The 20,896-nt window shown below is 49.0% G+C and carries 17 protein-coding genes and 1 riboswitch; of the genes, 8 read left to right on the top strand and 9 right to left on the bottom strand.

Annotated features, from left to right (window positions below; translation table 11 throughout):
- Positions 1-94: 94 nt before the first annotated feature.
- Positions 95-3,487 carry a beta strand repeat-containing protein gene (locus tag PN498_RS07175; RefSeq protein ID WP_272062040.1) on the top strand — a complete coding sequence of 1,131 codons (3,393 nt, stop codon included), beginning with the start codon at positions 95-97 and terminating at the stop codon, positions 3,485-3,487.
- Positions 3,488-4,043: 556 nt separating this feature from the next.
- Entirely contained in the window at positions 4,044-4,544 is a 501-nt protein-coding gene (locus PN498_RS07170; protein ID WP_272062039.1) for a hypothetical protein, read from the top strand.
- A gap of 204 nt (positions 4,545-4,748) precedes the next feature.
- On the opposite strand, the gene pirA is transcribed toward PN498_RS07170, so the two are convergent.
- A complete protein-coding gene (gene pirA / locus PN498_RS07165; RefSeq protein WP_272062038.1) occupies positions 4,749-5,162 on the bottom strand; it encodes an arginine synthesis PII-interacting regulator PirA in 414 nt (137 codons plus the stop codon).
- Between the two features lie 44 nt (positions 5,163-5,206).
- Positions 5,207-5,293, bottom strand: a riboswitch (Glutamine riboswitch).
- Positions 5,294-5,597: 304 nt separating this feature from the next.
- On the opposite strand from pirA, the gene PN498_RS07160 reads away from it, so the two are divergent.
- Positions 5,598-6,464, top strand: a complete 867-nt coding sequence (locus tag PN498_RS07160) for a 6-carboxytetrahydropterin synthase (RefSeq protein ID WP_272062037.1) — start codon at positions 5,598-5,600, stop codon at positions 6,462-6,464.
- A 22-nt stretch (positions 6,465-6,486) separates the two neighbouring features.
- Here PN498_RS07160 and panB read toward each other — a convergent pair whose 3' ends face one another.
- The gene (panB, locus tag PN498_RS07155; RefSeq protein WP_272062036.1) at positions 6,487-7,266 is read right to left on the bottom strand and encodes a 3-methyl-2-oxobutanoate hydroxymethyltransferase; all 780 of its coding nucleotides are present in this window, start codon (positions 7,264-7,266) and stop codon (positions 6,487-6,489) included.
- 88 nt (positions 7,267-7,354) lie between these two features.
- The gene (locus PN498_RS07150; RefSeq protein WP_272062035.1) at positions 7,355-9,214 is read right to left on the bottom strand and encodes a DUF3352 domain-containing protein; all 1,860 of its coding nucleotides are present in this window, start codon (positions 9,212-9,214) and stop codon (positions 7,355-7,357) included.
- 775 nt (positions 9,215-9,989) lie between these two features.
- Between PN498_RS07150 and PN498_RS07145 the strand changes: the two genes are divergently transcribed.
- Positions 9,990-10,562, top strand: coding sequence for an SRPBCC family protein (locus PN498_RS07145; RefSeq protein ID WP_272062034.1), 573 nt, complete (start codon positions 9,990-9,992; stop codon positions 10,560-10,562).
- A gap of 32 nt (positions 10,563-10,594) precedes the next feature.
- Here PN498_RS07145 and PN498_RS07140 read toward each other — a convergent pair whose 3' ends face one another.
- The 3 genes from PN498_RS07140 to PN498_RS07130 form a co-directional block, all read right to left on the bottom strand.
- The gene (locus PN498_RS07140) at positions 10,595-11,044 is read right to left on the bottom strand and encodes a tellurite resistance TerB family protein (protein WP_272062033.1); all 450 of its coding nucleotides are present in this window, start codon (positions 11,042-11,044) and stop codon (positions 10,595-10,597) included.
- 246 nt (positions 11,045-11,290) lie between these two features.
- Positions 11,291-11,734 carry a YlqD family protein gene (locus PN498_RS07135; RefSeq protein ID WP_272062032.1) on the bottom strand — a complete coding sequence of 148 codons (444 nt, stop codon included), beginning with the start codon at positions 11,732-11,734 and terminating at the stop codon, positions 11,291-11,293.
- 112 nt (positions 11,735-11,846) lie between these two features.
- Positions 11,847-13,820, bottom strand: coding sequence for an AMP-dependent synthetase/ligase (locus PN498_RS07130; RefSeq protein WP_272062031.1), 1,974 nt, complete (start codon positions 13,818-13,820; stop codon positions 11,847-11,849).
- Between the two features lie 270 nt (positions 13,821-14,090).
- Here PN498_RS07130 and PN498_RS07125 point away from each other — a divergent pair, with 270 nt between their 5' ends.
- Positions 14,091-14,372, top strand: a complete 282-nt coding sequence (locus PN498_RS07125) for a DUF427 domain-containing protein (RefSeq protein ID WP_272062030.1) — start codon at positions 14,091-14,093, stop codon at positions 14,370-14,372.
- Positions 14,373-14,448: 76 nt separating this feature from the next.
- Here the strand turns inward: PN498_RS07125 and PN498_RS07120 are convergent, their stop codons facing one another.
- The 3 genes from PN498_RS07120 to PN498_RS07110 are packed head-to-tail and all read right to left on the bottom strand — an operon-like array spanning position 14,449 to position 18,986.
- Positions 14,449-15,588 carry a CO2 hydration protein gene (locus tag PN498_RS07120; RefSeq protein WP_272062029.1) on the bottom strand — a complete coding sequence of 380 codons (1,140 nt, stop codon included), beginning with the start codon at positions 15,586-15,588 and terminating at the stop codon, positions 14,449-14,451.
- Positions 15,585-17,138 carry an NADH-quinone oxidoreductase subunit M gene (locus tag PN498_RS07115; protein WP_272062196.1) on the bottom strand — a complete coding sequence of 518 codons (1,554 nt, stop codon included), beginning with the start codon at positions 17,136-17,138 and terminating at the stop codon, positions 15,585-15,587. Before PN498_RS07115 ends, PN498_RS07120 begins: the two co-directional genes overlap by 4 nt.
- 12 nt (positions 17,139-17,150) lie before the next feature.
- Positions 17,151-18,986, bottom strand: a complete 1,836-nt coding sequence (locus PN498_RS07110) for an NAD(P)H-quinone oxidoreductase subunit F (RefSeq protein WP_272062028.1) — start codon at positions 18,984-18,986, stop codon at positions 17,151-17,153.
- Between the two features lie 654 nt (positions 18,987-19,640).
- On the opposite strand from PN498_RS07110, the gene PN498_RS07105 reads away from it, so the two are divergent.
- The 3 genes from PN498_RS07105 (at position 19,641) to PN498_RS07095 (ending at position 20,785) form a co-directional block, all read left to right on the top strand.
- Positions 19,641-19,949: a carbon dioxide-concentrating mechanism protein CcmK gene (locus PN498_RS07105; RefSeq protein ID WP_080806054.1), complete on the top strand. Its 309-nt coding sequence runs from the start codon at positions 19,641-19,643 to the stop codon at positions 19,947-19,949.
- Between the two features lie 181 nt (positions 19,950-20,130).
- Positions 20,131-20,469: a carbon dioxide-concentrating mechanism protein CcmK gene (locus tag PN498_RS07100; protein ID WP_272062027.1), complete on the top strand. Its 339-nt coding sequence runs from the start codon at positions 20,131-20,133 to the stop codon at positions 20,467-20,469.
- Between the two features lie 13 nt (positions 20,470-20,482).
- Positions 20,483-20,785, top strand: a complete 303-nt coding sequence (locus PN498_RS07095; protein ID WP_272062026.1) for a EutN/CcmL family microcompartment protein — start codon at positions 20,483-20,485, stop codon at positions 20,783-20,785.
- Positions 20,786-20,896 lie beyond the last annotated feature (111 nt).

Here is a 20,896-nt window from a genome sequence, read left to right as displayed (position 1 = left end):
GGATTGGACTAAACGGTATTAGGTCAGCTCAGGCGATCGCCCATCTGACCCGAAAAAGCTATATCTATCCCCCTTTATATTGCTCTCTAAACCAATGTCATATCGGCAAAATGCGAGTTTCTTTCATGACAATTTAGTGAAGACCTTTAATCAGCAGGACATTTCACAATATTCATGCGATCGCGCTCAACCGTTTTGTTTGAGAAGTTTCTGCAAGCCGCTTTTGACTGGGTTAATGCTACTAGGCCTTGCGGCTCCTGTCCTGGCAGAACCCGATACCTCATCGATCACCGATTCAGACACGACCGACGCGCCCCTGGCGGTCATCATTCAGCCATCCATTGGCATTGAGTATCAAACAGACGGCGGTGGATTCCGAGACTTCGGCAGTGTTGAAGGTTTTATCCCGCTTTATCAAACCCCTGGTGTTGATCTCTGGTTTTTACAAGGGCGGGTGAGACTGAACACAACAGGCGATCTGGGTAGCAATATGCTGGTAGGATATCGGGCCTTGACCTCAGATCAGCAAGCGGTATTGGGCGGCTACCTAGGATTCGACGTTCAGGGAACAGATGACCAAACTTTTTACCAAATCGGTGCTGGTTTTGACCGCATTGGTGAAGATTGGGAATTTCGCGGCAACGTCTATATTCCTGTAGGCGATCGCACGACCGACATGACTCGGACAGGTGCGCCCTTCTTTCAGGGCAATCGTCTTGTCTTTCCGACCACTCGGCAAGTTGCTATGGCCGGAGCGGATATTGAAATTGGCGGAGCGATTGCCGATTTGGGTCGTTTAGGACCGCTGAGCGCTTTCGGTGGACTCTACTACTACGGGCATCCTGACGTCGAGAGTATTCTGGGGGGTCGGGCTGGGCTCGGCATCAATCCTTCTGATACGTTCAATCTGCGACTGGGCCTCCAGCATGATGAATATTCGGGCACTCAAGTTTTACTGCAAACGGGCCTGAGCTGGGGTGGAACTGCCCCAGAGAGCGAGCATCCTGGTATCACTGCGCTAGGTCGACCTGTTCAGCGCACTATGCCCATTTGGATTGTGACGGACGATCAAAACTTAGCAGCCCTAAACCCGACGACAGGGCAAACCTATCGGTTTCAGCACGTACAACCACAGGTTGGGGAAGGGGGAGACGGCAGCTTTGGCGATCCCTTTGGAGAAGTCTCTTCAGCCATGACCGTAGTTGCTGACGGTGATATTGTCTTCGTGCAGCCAGGAGACTTGACATCAGGGTTCACGATCTTAGACGGCGTGCAAGTCCTCTCGACAGTGGTTGTGCACCCAGTCGAGACTCAGTTTGGGACGGTTGATCTGCCGGGTTCAGGCACTGGAGACCATCCAACGGTACCAGAAACCATTGTGCTGGGCGATCGCACTCGCCTCTCAGGATTTGCTGTTACACCAGGATTAGACCAAGACGGCATTCAAGCCAACGACGTAACCACCATTAGCCTCGACAATAATCGGGTTTCAACAGCCCGCAATGGTATCTTGCTGAATCGGGTAGACGGAGAGGTTTCAGTTCGGCAAAACCAAGTCCAAGCCGTTAGTCAAAACGGTATTCTGCTGAATCTCTCCGGTCAGGCGATCGAGACAGCGGATATTGCTCAGAACGAAGTCGCTACCACGGACGCAAATGGCATTTTGGTTCGCTTAGCTGATAGTAGTCAGCTCTCGCTACTGACGCTGAATGATAATCAGGTCAGTGACGCTGAAGAAAACGGCATTGCAGTTTTGACGACGGGTGAAAGTCAGCTGTCAGACCTGGTTATTAATCAATCTCAGGTCGTTGATGCTGGCGAGAATGGCCTCTTCATCCTTGCAGATACTGGCAGTACGGTCGATAGGTTAACGCTTGCCAATTTGGATGCGGTTGAGGTTGATAGTAATGGCGTTTTGGTTCTAGCGGACAACGCCGGGGCAATTGGGAGAACCACACTGACGGACGGAGCGATCGCACAGAGCGGCAGTAACGGGATCCTGTTCCTAGCAGACAATGGGGGGCAGATCCAATCTGTCGAGGCGGTGCGCACGTCGGTTGAAGGGGTAGCAGCAAACGGACTAGCTATTTTGACAGATCGGGGCGGTGTGATTGAAATCGCTATCATCGAAGCTGCCGAAATTGGAACAGTTGAGCGTAATGGGCTTCTTGCCCTAGCAGACAATGGGGGTGTTCTGGGCACGGCGATCATCAATGATTCCACCGTCATGAATGCCAACGGCAACGGACTGTTGATCTCAGCTCAAAACGGCTCTCAAGTTGAAACAGCCATGGTAACCAATGTCCAGGTAGCACAGGCAGAAGCCAATGGCTTATTGGTACAGGCTGACAGCGGTTCTCAAATCACCACGGCCACTATCAGTCAATCGGCAGTGGCGTCAGCAGGTGCTAACGGCATCCTGATGCAAGCAGACAACGGCAGTCAGCTTTTGTCAGCGATTCTCAGCGGTGGACAAGTCATAACGGCAGGTCAGAATGGTGTGTTACTCATTGCGGATAACGGCAGTCAAGTGACCACTGCCATTGTGGAGGAATCTGTGATTGGGACAGGAGGGGCGATCGGAGACAACGGTATTCTCGTTTTTGCCGATAACGGGTCTAGCTTGGATAGTAGCCTCATTCAATCCAATCAGCTTGCCGAGATTGGCGGCACAGGCTTGCAGGTATTTACGGATGGACGTAGCCAAATCGGAACCGCAACCCTGCAAAACAATCAGCTTCAAGGTATTGATGGAGGCGGCATTCTTGTGTTCGCCCAGGGTCAAAGCCAGATAGACCAAGCAGCGCTAGCGGGCAATCAACTCAATCAAGTTGGGCGCGAAGGCATTCAAGTCTTTGTCGATGGTGAAGGTCAATTGTCTACGCTGGACATTGAGGCAAACCAAATTAGTGAAACAACAGAGACAGGCGTTCAAGTATTTGCTGCTAATAACGGTCAAATTGAGCAAGTTCGAGTTAGCGACAATCAGTTAGAGGCGATCGCCTCAGATGGAATAGTCGCATTTGCCCAAACAGAGGGACAACTCCCAGACGTAGAACTGAGCGGCAACCAGCTCTCGGAAATTGCAGAAGACGGTTTGCGAGTTTTTGCGGTGGATGGGGGCAGAGTGGATACTGCCACTATCAGCAATAACGCAACTCAAACGGTAGGGGATGCGGGTGTGTTTGCCTTCGCTGACGATACCAGTCAGCTATCAACGCTAACGGTTGAAGCCAATCGACTGGAAACATCAGTTACTGCCGTGAGTCTTGGAAACGAGAATGAAACGACCCCACTATGCGCTGTAGTCAGAAATAACATCAGCATTGATAGCGCTAGTTTTGACGGCAACTTCTTTGTCTCTGGCAGCAGCGTTTTACAGATTGTTGATTTGCCGCAGATCAATCCACTAAACAACAATACATTTCAGCAAATTAATAATGCCGGCGCAACGGATGGAACATCAGGGACAGGTGAGTGTCCTTGAGGATGTGCCACAAGAATCATTCTTGGTTTTCTTTAGAGACACATTGTGAACATCAGAATTTAGTTTTCAAAAGGCAAAAAAATGCTATTGCCGTAAGGGAATCACACCTATTTTCACTAGCCAATTAATGTGATTATATGTTTTCAAATATACATATTAAGCTAAAAAGATACTGGATTCATGGCATTTTTAAGCCACAATTCCGCTTTAAAGGTCCCATAGAAAAATAGACTGTACCACCAATGAAAACAAGTCAATCGTTTCTATAGAGCATCTCAAAAAGTTGGATTTTCCTAAGATTTCACTAGAAAACCTTCCTCCTGAGACAACACTGTTTCGCAGAAATTACGCAGGTGCCCATGCACCAAATGCAGGACAATGACAGGGAGCGAAATTGCAGCTATAGAGTCTCTAGATAGACTCTATAGCTGCAAAGTTTGAAATTATTCGTCTTAAACATCTTGACGCCTAATCCAACAATGTCTCAGATTTCCCTTACAAGTCTAAGACCGATGGATTGAGCGACATAAATTAGGAAACTATTTTGAGAAGTCCTTTGAAACAAGATCCTTCTAACACGCTTCAAGTCGTTCCATCTCTTGGTCCTAGGTATGGAAAGACACGCTTTAAGCGATCGAGCTATTACTTAATCAAGCTCTACACGTACAATCGCGAATCACTGTTTGGTGATATTGAGGACGCACGTCTGGAACTTAATAGCCTTGGCAAGGTAGCAGCAGATGAATGGTTGCGATCAGCCCAGACTTACCCTGAGTTGAGCATTGATGAGTGGCTCGTTTTACCCAATCGTTTGGAAGGAATCGTCAATATTGATGAGCCGACGATAACGCGCCAGTACAACAGAAACAGCCATAAGCCCCGACAACTCTCTTTCTTTGTTGCCAGCTACAAGGCAGCCGCAGCAAAACGGATCAATCTGGTCAGAAACGCTCCTGGTAGCGCTATTTGGCAACGCAGCTATCAGGAGCGCTTCATCCCTGATAATGCAGTGCTAACTCGGGTAAGACAAATGCTGCACAGACATCCAGCGCTGTAGTGTCGCTGCACCGGATGGCTAAAGCCACATTCCATCCTGAATCGTCATAGCTGCAAGCCTCAAAATTGTTCAGTATTGACATACAGAAAAGGGTGCACTTAGCAGTACACCCTTTTCTTCAGCTTCAAGCAGCGTTAAATTTTCAAACAGACGAGTGAGTCATTCCTCAAGTAAGCTCAACACGCTCAGTCTCAAGCAGCACCTCTAAGCAAGCTGATGCATTTCGGCTTCCAATTGACGAACGAGAACTGCATTTCCCTGGGTTTGAGCCACCTGAAGACGACGCTCAAGAGAGCGTCTCATGCTTTCCTGATGTGCGCGTGCAGACTCTTGCAGTAGAGTCCGTCGAGCCGCCGCCATGGAATCGAAGACAGGCTTGAACTGAGGTTCTTGGGGAGCTTGCTTCACTTGAACAACCGCCTCAACCTCACCATGACGATTGGTATGGTAATTTGCACCGCGGAATGTCAGGTTTGCCTCAGATTGAGGAAAGGGAACATGCTTCACGTAAGCAAACCGAAGAGGGCGGCCACGATAGCTACCTAATACTTCGCTTTCAGATACTTCCAGAACCGGGGGAGTGTAATCGTACTCAACGCCACGATAACAAAGTTTCATATCTCGCCTCCAAATGTGAGATCGTTTAGTTCAACAGGTAAAGAGGCGCGTTCCTTCAGGTCATACCTTACTTCCGTCTCAGGCCGTGTCCACACAGGGACAAGATGCAAACTTTAGCTGAGATGAACGACTTCTCATATCTGTATCTCACTATACTGTTTTTGACCTATGTCATCAACTCATGAAATTAAAAGTCACAGAGTATTCTGTGACAGAAAGAGCCAGAAGTCAGTTTATTTGGACCTGTCGAGCGATATTCAGAGAAATCACAGACTCAAAGTTCTATCTTTTGATAGATTGGGGCATTGAATCGCTCGATAGATAAAGCCCTTCGATCCCACCAATAAAATCCGAGCCTCAACTCACAGTTGCAGTCCTTTAGACTATGCTGGGAAAGGCATCTTTACAGAATGCAATAATTAGCATCGCAGCAACATGGAATGCATCATTAATCGTCGAGCACAGTTCTCAGCTAGCCATCGGTATTGGTTGCCAGAGCTGAGCGAAGCCGAAAACCAAGCAAAGTTTGGTCCTTGCACACGCGCTCCTGGGCACGGACATAACTATGTTTTGTATGTATCTATGCTGGGAGAACTCGATCAATACGGCATGGTTCTTAACCTGTCTGATGTTAAGAAGGTTATTAAGCAGGAAGTTACAAGCCAGCTGGATTTTTCCTATCTCAATGACGTTTGGCCGGAGTTTCAAGACACTCTGCCAACGACGGAATATCTGGCCCAGGTGATTTGGCAGCGCTTATCACCTCATCTTCCTATCATCAAGATTCAATTGTTTGAACATCCTGAGCTTTGGGCTGACTACACAGGTAACGGAATGGAAGCGTATCTCACGATTAGCACTCACTTTAGCGCCGCTCATCGGCTCGCCTTGCCCACTCTCAGCTATGACGAAAATGTTGAGATCTACGGCAAGTGTGCTCGACCTAATGGGCACGGCCATAACTATCATCTGGAAGTCACTGTCAAGGGTGAGGTTGATTCACGTACGGGTATGATCGCAGACTTGGAAGAATTGCAGACCGCGATCGCCCAGCACGTTGTCGAACCGTTTGATCACACTTTTTTGAACAAGGACATTCCTTACTTTGAGAAAGTTGTTCCCACAGCTGAAAACATTGCGGTTCATATTCGAGACCTGCTGCGCGATCCGATCGCTCAAACCGGGGCAAGTCTGCACAAAATCAAGCTGATTGAGAGTCCGAATAATTCTGCTGAAGTTTATTGCACTGCAAATACTGTGCCTGGAACAATGGCCGCACGTCCTGAACTTGCTTCGGTATAGAAATTTTGAACGGAGCGATTTGTTAGAGAGGGAAAGCCTGCGATCGCACATCTTCACAAAATTGTCTGGCAGCATCCACACCTGCCTCTTGCAGATCGACGTAGCGTTTGGCGAAAGGTGGTTGCCAGTCTGATAACCCAAGAACATCAGCAGTAACGAGAACCTGACCGTCACAATGTTGACCAGCACCAATGCCGATTGTGGTGATGGTCAACGTTTCTGTAATTGTTTTTGCCAGTTCAGCGGGGATATGTTCCAATACGATGGAAAATGCACCTGCTTTCTCAATCGCGATCGCTTCCTGTAGGATGCGATCGGCTGCTTCAGGTGACTTACCCTGTTTGCGAAACCCCCCGATGAGATTAACCGACTGCGGAGTCAATCCGACATGGCCCATCACAGGAATGCCTGACTCTACCAGCGCTTCGATAGTCTGCGCCATGCGCAGGTATCCCCCTTCTACTTTGACGGCCTGAGCACCCGCTTCTTTCAACATGCGTCCTGCTGAGCGCATCGCCCCGCTGATATCGACCTGATAGCTCAAAAAGGGTAAGTCCACCACAAAGAGTGCCTGGTCAACGCCTCTGCGGGCTGCTTTAGCATGGTGCAGCATTTCCTCAAACGTCAACGGCAGAGTTGTTTCGTACCCTAAAGCAACCATTGCAAGAGAATCGCCGACCAACACAATATCGGCACCTGCTTGATCAGCAATACGTCCTGACATAAAGTCCCAAGCAGTCAGCACCGCCACAGGCCGACCTTGCTGCTTCCAGTCAAAAAATTGGTTTACCCGCACTGTCATATCAGTGTCATCCTCAGAGACTTAAACCACTAGCTCATCACGCCTCTATCACTATCATCGCTGAAGAATGGCTACTGCTGGGAACTATTTACTCCCCAGAATCACTAGGAGAAGTGTCAGGGGAAGTTTCAGGAGAGGTTTCTCCTGTTTCTGATGTTTCTTGATCTGAAGGCGATTCTTCAGGGGCTGACTCTAGGGGAGCCGCTTCGTCCGAAACGGTTTCTTCAGATGATTCTGTTGATTCAGTGCTGGGTAGAGGGCCTGGGCGGTTGCCTCGCTTCAAGGCTAGATAGAGATCATAGCGGAGTCGCTGCTCATCTAAAACGGTAGCAGTAACTCCCAGCGCTTGGATTGCCTTCAAGACCCCTTGATTTTCGACTGACAGAGCAGGCAAGAACAAATTTTCGTCTGCTTGATTGATCGCTTCCAGATTGATGTAGAAATAACCACTGTTGGGATAAGGAGCATCCCCTGTCGTGAGTTGAAATAGAGGCGCTTTGGCAAGAGAACGACGTGGTTTTGGAATCAGGGCGTCTTCGGTGCCATCACCAACCGTAAGAAAAGCAATACTGCTTTCAAGCCAACCCCGGGTCAGCGTGAGGGACTCAAAGGGAGACGTCCATTTACTCAGTTCAATATCTCCCGCAGGTTCATCGCTGATAGTGAAGCGATATCGGTTTTCGATAACTTCATCTAGTTTGGCAAAGGCTTGCTCTGCTTGGAGACGATCGCTCACCTGCACTAGGGTTGCTAATCCCGGTGTTGGCAAATCGATTTCTTCATCGTCCTGGGATTCTGGAACTGGAGGCGGAACTAGCGCCAAGGCAAATTCTCCTCCCATCCAAGGCAGGAGGTCATTTTCCAACGTCAGTCCTGTACTGCCTTGTAAAGCTAGAGCAAGATTATCGGGATCGAGCGCTGTGAAAGCACCCCAGTTACGGCGATCGCCTAAGTCCTGCCAAAACTGTTGAAAGTTCCCACCGGAAGCTAGCACTAACGTCTCACGGGGCAGGTACTGCGGTAGTTGAGACGGGATATTGGTGTCAACATAGGCTAAATCGCTATCGGCTCCTAACCAGCTCGTACTGCGAATTTGCAATCCCTGAGATTCCAGCGTGACAGTTGCAGCTAATCCACGACTGTCTTGGAAACTTTCGATGAGTGTGGAAGGGAGTGCTGGCTGCGACGACTGGGCTAATAGCTCTACAGCAGCAGGAATGTTCAAGTAGAGCTTGCCAAACGCTTGAGACGTCCCAATGTGCTCAAAAGACCGGCGATAGCCTGCTAGATCAGCCAAATTTTTACCGCCTTTATAGGCATCGATCGCCTTTTGAGCAACTAACTCATCTTCTGCAACTAGAATCAGCTGAGTCCCTAATAGTCCTACGAGAACAGCTTCATTGTCGTCTCCAGTGGTGGGTAGAAACTGCTGTAGCACAACCCCCCGATACTCAATCTGCTCCGCTGATTCGGAGGCTATTGGTAGCGAGTCTGCATAAATCTGAGCCTCTTCAGGATCTTCGATAGGCAGCAACAACATTCGCTGTTGCCCTCCAAGCTCAACAGGATTTGAGCCATCTTCCGTTGCTGTTTCAGAGCCTGACACCCAAGCAACTGTGACCTCTGGTCCGACCCAAGGTTCAATGTCTTCTGTAAAAGAAATTCCATACGGAACAAACCAGCGATCGCGCCAATCTGCCAGCTGTTGATCAAAAGTAGTCTGCGTTTCAGGTGTGCCAAATTGCCGCAGTTGTCGCCACTGTTCTGTATCTGTGGAGAGCGTAACAGCCGCGATCGCAACCTGGGGAACAGCACGAGCGCCTAAGGGCAGTCCTTGAATGCGCGCTAATCGCCAGCGCAAACCGAAATAAGTCAGTGCGCCTGCACCAATCAGAAGAAGCGCTGTGCCGATCGTGACAACGAGGGGTGGTTTTTCTTTAAAGACCATAATGGTTTAAAAAACTGACAGAACGATTGGCTTCGATACTCTAGCAAACCCCTAGAGGGATGACATAACCAAACAGTGATTGAGGAGACGAGGCTATATTTCTTCAAGTCTGACCTTTAAAAAAGCATTTGACCTGTAGGGAAGAGATATTCTTCAAAAACAATTTATTAATCAGCTTCAACACCGCTCTATTGCTTATTAATAGAGCGGGTCGTCCCGTTCAAGCTATCAAGATAATGAATGAATTATGTTAGCGATCGCACAGATTTCAAGGGTCAATTAACTTACAAGTTCAGTTTTTTTTGAAATGACTGAGATCTTGGCGTAGACGTAATTTTGATGTCGTGGGTTCCAAACAGGGTCTTTAACGTTACGACTTTAAAGGGAAATACAAATTATTTATGAAGTCCCTACGAGCACAGACCCAAAAGAGCAAAGTCCAAGCTTAAATGTCGAAAGCTGTATTTGGACCTTTAACCTAATGCCGAGCGAGGCTAGAGGACAGATCCAAACATTAGCTGAACTCACGGCTGATCCGGTCAGGATTAGCATCCGCTAGGACTGTAGATATTCCTCAATGAACGATTATCAAGTTCACTCATAGGTTTTCTAGGGAAACCCTGCATAACAGAAACAAAAAGACCATCCAGCTTGTCAAAAAGTTTATTCCTACAGTAGTGGTCTTTGGATAACTTTTATGTCATGTGGAGGATACTACTATCAGCAGGGTTGAGTATTTTTTGTCCAGACATTTGATCTGTTGGAGCGTGTCTTTATGGTTAGCAGTGTTATCACCTCTTCGGCCAAACGCCCCTCTCTATTGCTGTTGGGAAAAAAGAGGTCACACTCAGGGCACGAGGTTGATGCGTTACATCGCGGTCGTGTACTTATCGAAACTCAGGCCCATGGCATGATGGGCGGAGCAGTAAGCACCAAAATGTATGTCAAGGCTACTCGGGCTGACCTTTGGCAAAAACTGACTAACTATTCACGCTGGGTCGAATACTTTCCTAACATTACCCGTAGTGAGGTGATTGCCAAAGGTCAAAATGCTCATCGGCTTTATCAAGTGGGCCGGAAAGCATTTCTAGCGATCGCCGCCGAGGTCGAAGTCTACCTTAAAGTATATGAGGACGCCTACCACAGTATTCAGTTTCGCCTAGAAAAAGGAACCTTCAAGGATTTCGGCGCTGATTTGACTCTCCAGGATTGGCAAAACGGGACTTTGTTGACTTACACAGTACAGGCAACACCACTCATTCCTGTGCCTAGTTTTCTCATTGAGCAAGGCATGCGACAAGACCTTCCCGGCAACATGGAACATATGCGACGGATGCTATGCCGCTAGAAGGACGACAGTCTGTCTCTGTCTTTTTCTATTTATCCTCGATTCTTGATCGTCATGACCTGCACGATTTGAAGTGCTGTATCACCAGGGATTTCTAAAATTCGGTAGAGGTCATCAAGAAAAGCCTGTTCTTGAGAGGTTACCGTGCCGTCTGATAGGACTAAATCAGTGGCGATCGCAAACGCTGTCTCTCGTAGATCCTGAGGTAGATGAGACTTGGCTAAGTCAATCAGCACGCTGGGACCCTGTAGCTTCAGCAGCGACAATAGCTTGTCGAACATTCGATGCATCACATCACCGGAATAATCTTGAAACAGATGCATCCGAGACAGAATGTTGGTCATATCTCGACCTTCTTGATCGGAGAGATAGCCGTCCGCCGCGATCGCGACTAACGCAATGGCTGCAAACGCTTCCTCTGGCTTGAGGTTAATTTGTTTTTCAGATGCCTCTTCTCCAAAAACGCTGTCAAACAGTCCCATCTGCTACACGTTCTCCCACTCTGTGCATCCCCCCCATCATGGCTCAGATTGCGAAATCACTTATAGGTTTTTGCGGAGTTGTAACAGGGAAAGTTGGCAGGTAACATAGGGTAGCTTCTTCTAGTGCTGCTCAGATATGTTGTGATTTGCTATCGCCTAAAACGATCCCCCTGACCGCTTAAGTTCTGGTGAACTGAGCAGCAAGGGGGATCACTGTCGATAAAGATGAGACCGAGTTGGTAAAACCTACAGTTCGCCCCGAATGTCTTCGATTACGCCATCTCTCAGCAGAATTTCTACCTGCATTTTTTGAACTAGATTATCGCCTTTGCTAACGGTGAAGAAGCTTTCCATCTGTCCTTGGTTGACTTCCTTGTCTAGTTCTAGCGTTTGAACAGTCTGAAGTTGCTGCAAAAACTGATTTTTCTGCTGCAAGAGTTTACTCTTGTCTTGGTTGAGTTTGTTCTGAACTGACGAAATCTGCTGCTTGACAGCAGGATCTTCAGGATTAGCAGTTTGTTTTTGGACTTCAGACACGACTCGCTGACCCTGCATCTCTAGCTGCTGAAGGCGACTATCGACCTGGTTTATCTGATTTTGTAGCTGCTTTTGCGCTTCCTCTTTCCAAAGAGGGGTCACAACCGCCTTGATAGTAATATTTCGCTTGAGTTGAAGTTGAGACACGTCCATAAACCTGAATTGTAGGGGACTCCAATATACTGCTAAGAAACTGGCAGACAATAGCGCTTATCGCAAGCCTCGCGCTCAAACTTTGAAGGAAGTTTACAAATCGGAACTTGGATTAGGCAAACATCCCGTTAATCATATCGCGATAGCGTTCTGCTACTACAGGTCGCTTGATCTTCAGGGTTTGGGTCATCATGCCGTTTTCGATTGAGAACGGTTCTGTGACCAAACGAAACGGTCCAATGCGATCGTCAGGACGATAGCCGGGGCGGTCTTTGACCTGACGATTCAATTCCGCTCGATAGAGTTTTTGAATCAGATCGTCTTCCAGTGCGATGCTTGAAAAGCCTTGTGAATTCTCAAAGTCTGAACCAGGAACGTCGAGATGGAGAGATTGACTGGCAGCCCACTGCTGCAAAGCGTCTAGGTTGGGGACAATGAGCGCTCCTAATGATCGTTGGTCTTGCCCTACCAACATCATCTGGTCGATGTAGGCGCTCTGTACACAGACATCTTCAATGGGCTGGGGTTCGATATTCTCACCATTAGTGAGGACAATAGTGTCCTTCGCTCTACCAGTAAGAACAATGTTGTTGTCTGCTGTGAGATAGCCCAAGTCCCCCGTATTGAACCAGCCGTCAGAATCGATCGCCTTTTGCGTTGCTTCAGGATTTTTGTAGTAGCCACGCATGATTTGAGGGCCTCGCACCAGCACTAGCCCCTTTTTGCCAATCGGTAATGTTTGCCAGGTATCGGGATCAACAATCCTAAACTCAGTTCCGGGAATAGGTTGTCCTGACGCTCCACGCAAGTTCCGCCAGGGGCGTCGGGCCGACACCACCGGGGATGTCTCCGTCAGGCCATATCCCACCAAGATAGGTACATTAACAATTTCGAAGAACAAATCGATATGCCGTGCGAGGGAGCCGCCACCACTAATCAGCTGTTTGACCTGACCACCCGTCGCCTCGCGCACTTTGCTATAAACCAGCTTTTCGCCTAGAACATGTCCCGGCCAGAAAAGGATCGCTAACACACGCGATCCTAAACGCCGTAAAGGGGAGGTATCGGGATGATCCAGGCTAAGACTGTTGGTAGTCCGCTGATTTTCAATGTGTTTTTGGCTAAACCACATCAGCGTGTTGACTAGCTTTTGCTTGCTAGCGGGCTGCTCACGGAATTTCTTCTGAGCACCTTCGTAGATGGATTCCCAGATTCTAGGAACACCCACCATATATTGAGGCTTGACGTCTCTGAAATCTGACTTGATGTTGCGAATATTAGTGTAGGTTTGGGTGCAGCCCTGGGAGTATAAAAAGTATTCGGCAGTTCGCCCAAAGGTATGCCAAGTGGGCAATAGACCCAAAACGCGATCGCCTTGCTGGGGCTGAACCACGCTGCCTAGCGTCGTGATTTGGTGAAGCAAATTGCGGTGGGTAATCATCACGCCTTTGGGTTTGCCCGTTGTGCCTGAGGTGTAAATCAAAGTTGCTAGGCTATCGGACTCAACGGGAACAGGGGTCCAGGTGTGCTGGCTGCCGATCGCCAACAGCTGTTGATAGTTGATGATTTTGAATGGTGAGTCATCTGTCGGCTGTTCGTCGGACAGCAAAACGACAAACTGGATGGGGAGTGTGCTGACGCGATCGCGGAGGCGTTGCCACAGTTTGAGATCATCAACAATCAAGATTGTGCTGTCGCTGTGATCGGCAATGTAGCGAAGTTCTTCGGTTTCTGCTTGAGCACTACGAACGGCATCAATTCCCCCTGCCGCCATAACACCCTGATCAGCAACGAACCAGCGATGACTATTGTCAGCAAACAAAGCGACGTGGGCATGAGCTGCCATTCCTAATGACTGTAGGCCAGCAGCAAATTGTCGAATTTTGTCCCACAAATCCTGATAGCTAATTCGAGCACTCGGCTGATTGTGAGGATCGTCCATCGCCAACTGACTGCCATACTGCGCGGCTGCCATTGGCCAAATCTCGGGCAGTGATTTGACTTGGCTATAATCTCGCTCAGCTGCAATACCAGCCTGATCGTAACGCTCAAGGGTATTGAGAATTTGCGGGGCAATTTGGCTCATGATAGCAGCTCACAATCAAAGGTGCTTGCGGTCAATCCTACAACAGGATTTCATTAAGACTAGCTATAGACCGTTGATAGCTTCTATTGAAAAGGACACAATATAAATCGACTGGGATCAATCAGTTCTTTAACTGATTGCCTACAAACGGGCAGTGGATGCTTAGCTAAGCGTTTTCTAAGGAGAGCGTTCGTTGAGAATTCCTTGCCCGTTTCTTATAGGCTAAATTCTTATAGGCTAAAGACGTAGGACAGTTGGAGAAACGAAACAATGCCTAAAGCGACGTGGAATGGGGTGGTCGTAGCAGAGAGCGATCGCTGCCAAGTAGTTGAAGGAAACCAATACTTCCCGCCCGATTCGCTCAACATGGACTATTTCAAACCCAGTGACAAGACCACATCTTGCCCCTGGAAAGGCACGGCTTCTTATTACACACTCGAAGTGAATGGGGAGACCAATCCTGATGCGGCCTGGGTCTACAAAGATCCAAAATCGGCAGCTAGCAATATCAAGGATCATGTTGCGTTCTGGCGTGGCGTTACGGTCGAATAGTCTTCTACGGGAGGGATGTGATATATCGTGTTCCTCCTTATTGCAATGTCCTACATCGCGTCCTTGCATCAACACATCAAAGTTGGGCGACGGCTAGGCGTGAAGACATCAACCGATCCATCCAAGCGGCCAAAAACGCCTGATTGGCCGCTTGCTCCTGCGGATCCAAGGTATTCGCGGCATGGGGAAGAAGACCTTGCAGCGCTGCTGAAGTTACACAGAACATCGATTTTTGAAAGCTTTGAGTGATTTGGACACGGACGTCTTCATCGCCCCTCAAGCTCTGGTGATAATAGTTTGCTAGGTAGTTGGGCAAGAAGTGGCGCATGTCCTGCATTAACAAGGTGGGAGGAATGCCCGCACCGCCGACAGGAACGGGATCAGCATAGAGGGCACCGTAAGCAAATCGTGACTGCTCCGGAGAAATTTGCTGTGCCTGAGCATTGTAGGAAACCGTTCCCAGAAAGGGCGTACCGCGAAAGAAAACCGCTTCTACATACGGAACAGCTGTATCCATCAAGAAAGTGAGACCAGCTGATTCGGGGAGAAGGTCATAGCGATCGCCCTCAATCTCAACGCTGTAGGTGATGGGCAAACTAGCAGCTGCCACTAATCCGTCTTTGATGTGGGACACCACTTCAGGAATCGACTGAATGCGCTCTTGGTCATAAAGATCAGACAGTGTCAGAAAAATCTCACTCATGACTGTCCAAAACTGCCCCAAGCCGCTGTAATACGCAGACTGTCGGACTTGTTCGGGTAAGAACTCGGGAAACAGGCGGTGCAGCCCTTGCATCATCAAATTGCCGTTGATCCTGGCCTGTATTGCAGCTTCACAAGTTTGGACAAACTCGGGACTATCTAGATACTGATCCAGGCCACCGCCACCGTGCCACAGCATGGTCCTCATACAGTATTCTGCATATTCGTAGTTAATGCGATCGTGCCACCAGTGCTTCAGAAGTTTTGGCAGCGTCACCTCACCGTTGAAATATTTGAAGAACGGAAAAAGGACTAAAAACTGATGGTCGGCAATATAAATCAGGTTTTTAGCATAGGCTTCCAGCACGACACCATAGCTTTTGAGGATGCCGACGACCTCCAGCAAATTAGTGGCGTCATTGGGTAGCAGCGCTTCAGCCTTCAGAAGCCGGTCAATGAAAGGCTGTAAAGGATGCTCGGTGACGACGGCAGTGGGGGACAGGGTGTTGGTCATAGGGCACAATCAGCGGTAGACGAAGCAATACAGTCAGCAGGGGTGGAAAGCTGGACAATTTCTACAGACGAAGCGGTTGAGCGCATCGCTAGGGTGGTGACTTCGCTCCATCGAGCTAACCAGTTGGGCTGAAGCCCCAGCAGCACGATCAGAATCGTAAGGGCAATAGCTGGAGTGCGATCGCGCCATGCAACAGGCGGCAGCAGCACATCCGGTTCGACAGTGTCGCTGGGAAGAGTAATCGCCAATCGCCCAAAAAAGGCGCGATTGACCAGCAGGAGGAAATAAACCGCCGTCAGCCCCGAACCCACCATGCACAACAGGGTTTGGACTGGGAACGCCAGAAAGCTGCCTCGGAACACGACAAACTCGGAAATGAAGCCAACCATGCCAGGAATACCGGCACTAGCCATGACCCCCAAAATCATCAAGCTCCCCACAATGGGCAATCCCCGCTCTGGGTTCAACAGTCCCCGGAGAACCGTTAAATCTCGTGTGCCCGTTTTGACGTAGACAACGCCAACCAGTAAAAACAGCAATCCCGAAATCAAACCGTGGCTAATCATCTGCATGACGGTTCCTAGAATGGCTAGGGGAGTCGCCGCCGCCGCCGCCAACAAGATGTATCCCATGTGTCCGATGGAGCTATAGGCCACCATCTTTTTCATATCAGTTTGGGCGATCGCAGCCAATGAGCCGTACAGGACACTCACAACAGCCCAGGCTGCCAGCCAAGGTGAAAAGATTTCCCAGGCATCGGGCAGCATCTGTAGGCCAAATCGTACTAGACCGTACGTACCTAACTTGAGCAAGACACCCGCTAGCAAAACTGAGACGGGAGTAGACGCCTCCACGTGAGCATCAGGCAGCCAGGTGTGAAAGGGGAAAAGCGGAATTTTGATGCCAAAGCCAATCAGCACAGCCACTAGCAAAACGCTCTGCTGCACTAGCGTCATGGACTGGGCCAGAGCTGGATCGTAGTTGAACGTGCTGCCTCCACCTAGCCAGACAAACCCTAGAAAGCCGCCCAAAATCAAAGCGCCCGAGGTGGCTGTATAAATCAGAAACTTAGTTGCTGCGTAGCCGCGACGTGCTCCCCCCCAAATAGCAATGAGCAAATATAGGGGAATCAGCTCCAGCTCATAGAAAATGAAGAACAGCAGCAAATTCTGGGCAAGAAAAGCCCCTGCAACTGCCGCATTGATCAGCAACACTAAGCTGAAGTAGAGCCGAGAGCGCTGAGTTTCTTCTGAACTCGCGTATACAGCAATGACGCCAAGCAAACTGTTGATGATGAGAAGCGGCATCGAGAGCCCATCGACACCCAGCTGATAGGTTAACCCTAGTGACTCGATCCAGGGAAGAGATTCAACGAGTTGGAAGGTGGGCTGATGAACATCAAACTGGGCTGCAATTGCGATCGCCCACAGTAGCGACAACCCTTGAAGGCTCAAAGCAACCTGTCGGACCTGTTTGACGGCCTGTGCGTTGGGCCAAAGGCTAACGAGTAAAGCACCAACGAGTGGAATGAAGATCAAAGTACTCAGCATCATGCTATTGCACTACCACATAGTCCACGTCATCAACAGACCTAGAAGGCTCACGCCTATCATGATGGTCAGCAAATAGCCCTGAGATCGACCGGAAATACTGTATTTCAAGCTCTCGCCGCCAATTAAAGACGCCAAGCCGACACTATTGACCAAACCATCGACAATGTAGCGATCAAACCAGCTACTCGCAAAGGAAAGCTGCTCCACTAGCCATACCACGGTAAAGCGGTAAAACTTTTCGGTATAGAAGTCGTAGGCCAGCAAGTCTTGCAAAATTCTGAATGGCTTTTGCGATGATCTCGTCAGTGTTTTACTCAAAGGCATCGTTGCTCCGATGACGATGCCAAGGACTCCGGAGGCGACCAACAATATCAAGGCCGCAGTGTTGATGTATTCCAAAGGCGGTAGTAAGGACAATCGCTGCATGGCAAAAGGAACTAACAACGTCAAAATAGCAAGCGTCACCATCGGAACAGCCATCGGCCAAGCCACCTCTGGCGCGCGTCGGGTTTTAGGTTGAGACTCGCCGATGAAGACAAGCCGAAATACACGAGTCAGGTTCAAGGCAGTTAGCAGGTTAACCAGCAAGAAAACCCCCACCAGGACAGGGCGCTCTTGCCAGAAAAAATCAATGCCCAGTCGATAGCCCCAAAAGCACCCTAACGGGAGCAGCCCGATCATACCGAGTCCTCCTACAAGGTACGAAAGGGTTGTGGCAGGCATCTTAGGACCCAAACCTCCCATTTCAGTGAGGTCTTGGCAGTTTGTGGTCAGGATAATACCGCCTACGCTCATGAATAGCAGCGCCTTTGCGATCGCATGAGTCAGCAAGATCATCAAGGCCACCCCTGGCCATTCAGTGCCTACAGCAATGAACACCAAACCCAGATAGGCACTGGTCGAATACGAAAAGGTCCGCTTAATGTCAATCTGCGCGATCGCCACTAAGGAGGCTCCAATTGCCGTGACAGTGCCGATAAAAATGAGGACCGATAGCGCGGCCGGAGCAAGGACAATAATAGGCTGCAAACGAATTAGGACATAAGCGCCACAGGTGACAACAACGGAGTTTCGTAAGATAGACGCTGGATTAGGGCCTTCCATTGCCTCATCCAACCAAAGATGAAGTGGAAACTGAGCACACTTACCTGTGGGACCTGCAATCAGGGCAATCCCTAACAAGGTTGCTGTCAAGGGAGCAAGGTCGGCAACCTTCACCCACTCATACAGGTCGTTAAACATCAAACTGCCGGCAAATGCAGACAGAGTAATAACACCCATCAGCAAGAGGACGTCGCCAATCCGCTTCGTCAGGAAAGCATCGCGGGCTGCTGTCACCACCAGGGGCTGAGCATACCAAAAACCGACCAGCAGATAAGTAGATACCGTCAGCATCTCCAGCAAGGAGTAGGAAAGAAACAGAGAACTGCTCAAAATGACGCCGCTCATTGCTGCCTCAAAAAACCCCATCAGCCCAAAGAAACGGCCCAGCGCCCAATCCTTTTCCATGTATCCCAGAGCAAAGATTTGAGCCAACAGGCTGAGACCTGAAACCAGCTCGACAATGCCTAAATTCAAAACAGACAGTTCGAATGAAACGTGCAGGCTCAGGTCAGCAACTTGAAACCAATTCCAGATCAGTTCGGTGGGGCCTTGTTCCCAAATCCCCCAAAAAGCTAGCGTGCCGTGTAGAAAAGCTAGCAGCGTCATCAGGATGTTGATGTAAGCTGCGGGACGCTGACCCGTCACCCGAACAAAACCCAGCGCCCAGGGTAGCGTTGCGATCGCGCCAACTAATCCATAAGCCGGAATTAACCAGCCTGTCTGCACTAAAAACTCTGTCATTTACCCTCAAACCTAGATGCTGTGCCTGAGTCCGCGAAGCAGAACCTTAACCTTTGCGGCTAAAGTCCTCTAACCCTTAATCGATAGGTGAAATCAACCCTAAAGAGCCGCATTCTGCATGTGCAGAACATTACGCTCAGCGGTAAATAACAACCTGAATGAGCTGGTTAAAGGTATTAACTCAGCACTGCTTTTACAGCAAGTTACTTTACTGAGTCAGAAGTACTGACCGATATTTCGGTAATGGTCATCATACCTGAATTCTCAAATGTTCCAAGATCAACCAGCAGTAGCGTTATGCCTGTCTTTAACGGTGTTCAGGGACACCTTCATGAAAATTCTCCTTAACGCAACTTAATCAAAAGAAGACATTCTTTGAAGTGCCGACCTCTGATATTTTGTTGATTTGTGACGAAATCAGTCGCCCTATTTCATTAATCTTATTAATATTTCATATTAAAGACAATCATTGAGGCTTATATTGCCAAGGATGCAATGGACTCATATTCTTTATTTACATGGAGTTTAAGTGAGCCATTTCCGTGCCTTTTGCGGCAATGCATCAATTCTTAAAGATTTTTTCTCGATGTTGAAATCTAGAAAAATTTTTTGCCTTGTTGCGGGTTCACGGCATCTTAGAGGGAGATAACGATAATGCCTATTGCGGTTGGAATGATTGAAACCAAGGGTTTCCCCGCTGTTGTTGAGGCTGCTGATGCGATGGTTAAAGCAGCGCGAGTAACCCTGGTTGGTTATGAAAAGATTGGTAGCGGTCGTGTGACCGTGATTGTACGGGGCGACGTTTCTGAGGTTCAGGCGTCTGTAGCAGCTGGAATTGAGTCAGCAAAGCGCGTAAATGGCGGAGAAGTTTTGTCAACGCACATCATTGCTCGCCCCCACGAGAATTTGGAGTTTGTCCTGCCGATTCGCTACACCGAGGCTGTTGAGCAGTTCAGGACATAGCCGTTTGATTGTAGGTTGAATGAGTTGTGAGATAGACGTCTCGCGCTCACTCGCCCTAGATAATTAGGAAGGGCAGACGCTGCCTTTCTGTATCTATGGCGGGTCGTCAGCTACAGTCTGGCTTTTGAGGATTTTCTCTAAAACACATACACACGATTTTTAGGTAGAAGGAGTTGGCGATATGGCCATTGCAGTTGGCATGATTGAAACCTTGGGGTTTCCAGCAGTTGTAGAAGCAGCAGACGCGATGGTAAAAGCTGCACGGGTAACCCTAGTCGGTTATGAAAAGATTGGTAGTGGTCGCGTAACTGTTATTGTTCGCGGCGACGTTTCCGAGGTTCAGGCGTCTGTTGCAGCTGGGATTGAGAACGTGAAGCGGGTGAATGGGGGACAGGTTTTGTCTACTCACATCATTGCTCGTCCTCATGAGAATTTAGAATTTGTGCTGCCGATTCGCTACACCGAAGCGGTTGAGCAGTTTCGTGAGAGCGTAAGCGGCATTCGCCCTTACGGTCGGTAGGTAATTGCTTCCTATGCTTTTGGCTAAAGTTCGCGGCACGGTTGTCAGTACCTGTAAAGAACCAACCCTCAGCGGTGTTAAGTTTTTGATGGTGCAGCTCATTAGTGATACGGGTGAGCCTTTGCCTGATTATGAAGTGGCTGCTGATGTCGTGGGGGCAGGTCCTGGTGAGTGGGTTTTGATCACTCGTGGTAGTGGTGCTCGAGAGCATCAGGGTTACCACGATCGCCCAGTGGATGCGGCTGTTATCGCGATCGTCGATACGGTCTCACTGAGTTCTGGCACTCTCTACAGCAAGCGGGATGACTTTAATTAAGTGAATTGTGACCGCTCGGTTTGAGGGGGCACAGTTCTAAATGTCTATTGCTTCGTGGCGAATATCGGCCAATTAAGTTGGATGGCAGCTGATAATTGAATGGAGGTATCG

It is taken from the genome of Oscillatoria sp. CS-180, from assembly GCF_028330965.1.
In the GTDB taxonomy this organism is placed as follows: domain Bacteria; phylum Cyanobacteriota; class Cyanobacteriia; order Phormidesmidales; family Phormidesmidaceae; genus Halomicronema.
Note: the sequence above shows the minus strand (reverse complement) of the source record. Positions and strands in the feature narration are given on the sequence as shown.

Coding starts and splice junctions, on each gene's coding strand:
- PN498_RS07140 (WP_272062033.1), bottom strand. CDS start 11,044: ATGGGACTGTTTGACAGCGTTTTTGGAGAAGAGGCATCTGAAAAACAA.
- PN498_RS07145 (WP_272062034.1), top strand. CDS start 9,990: ATGGTTAGCAGTGTTATCACCTCTTCGGCCAAACGCCCCTCTCTATTG.
- panB (WP_272062036.1), bottom strand. CDS start 7,266: ATGACAGTGCGGGTAAACCAATTTTTTGACTGGAAGCAGCAAGGTCGG.
- PN498_RS07105 (WP_080806054.1), top strand. CDS start 19,641: ATGCCTATTGCGGTTGGAATGATTGAAACCAAGGGTTTCCCCGCTGTT.
- PN498_RS07125 (WP_272062030.1), top strand. CDS start 14,091: ATGCCTAAAGCGACGTGGAATGGGGTGGTCGTAGCAGAGAGCGATCGC.
- PN498_RS07120 (WP_272062029.1), bottom strand. CDS start 15,588: ATGACCAACACCCTGTCCCCCACTGCCGTCGTCACCGAGCATCCTTTA.
- pirA (WP_272062038.1), bottom strand. CDS start 5,162: ATGAAACTTTGTTATCGTGGCGTTGAGTACGATTACACTCCCCCGGTT.
- PN498_RS07100 (WP_272062027.1), top strand. CDS start 20,131: ATGGCCATTGCAGTTGGCATGATTGAAACCTTGGGGTTTCCAGCAGTT.
- PN498_RS07110 (WP_272062028.1), bottom strand. CDS start 18,986: ATGACAGAGTTTTTAGTGCAGACAGGCTGGTTAATTCCGGCTTATGGA.
- PN498_RS07095 (WP_272062026.1), top strand. CDS start 20,483: ATGCTTTTGGCTAAAGTTCGCGGCACGGTTGTCAGTACCTGTAAAGAA.
- PN498_RS07150 (WP_272062035.1), bottom strand. CDS start 9,214: ATGGTCTTTAAAGAAAAACCACCCCTCGTTGTCACGATCGGCACAGCG.
- PN498_RS07130 (WP_272062031.1), bottom strand. CDS start 13,820: ATGAGCCAAATTGCCCCGCAAATTCTCAATACCCTTGAGCGTTACGAT.
- PN498_RS07160 (WP_272062037.1), top strand. CDS start 5,598: ATGGAATGCATCATTAATCGTCGAGCACAGTTCTCAGCTAGCCATCGG.
- PN498_RS07115 (WP_272062196.1), bottom strand. CDS start 17,138: ATGCTGAGTACTTTGATCTTCATTCCACTCGTTGGTGCTTTACTCGTT.
- PN498_RS07175 (WP_272062040.1), top strand. CDS start 95: ATGTCATATCGGCAAAATGCGAGTTTCTTTCATGACAATTTAGTGAAG.
- PN498_RS07135 (WP_272062032.1), bottom strand. CDS start 11,734: ATGGACGTGTCTCAACTTCAACTCAAGCGAAATATTACTATCAAGGCG.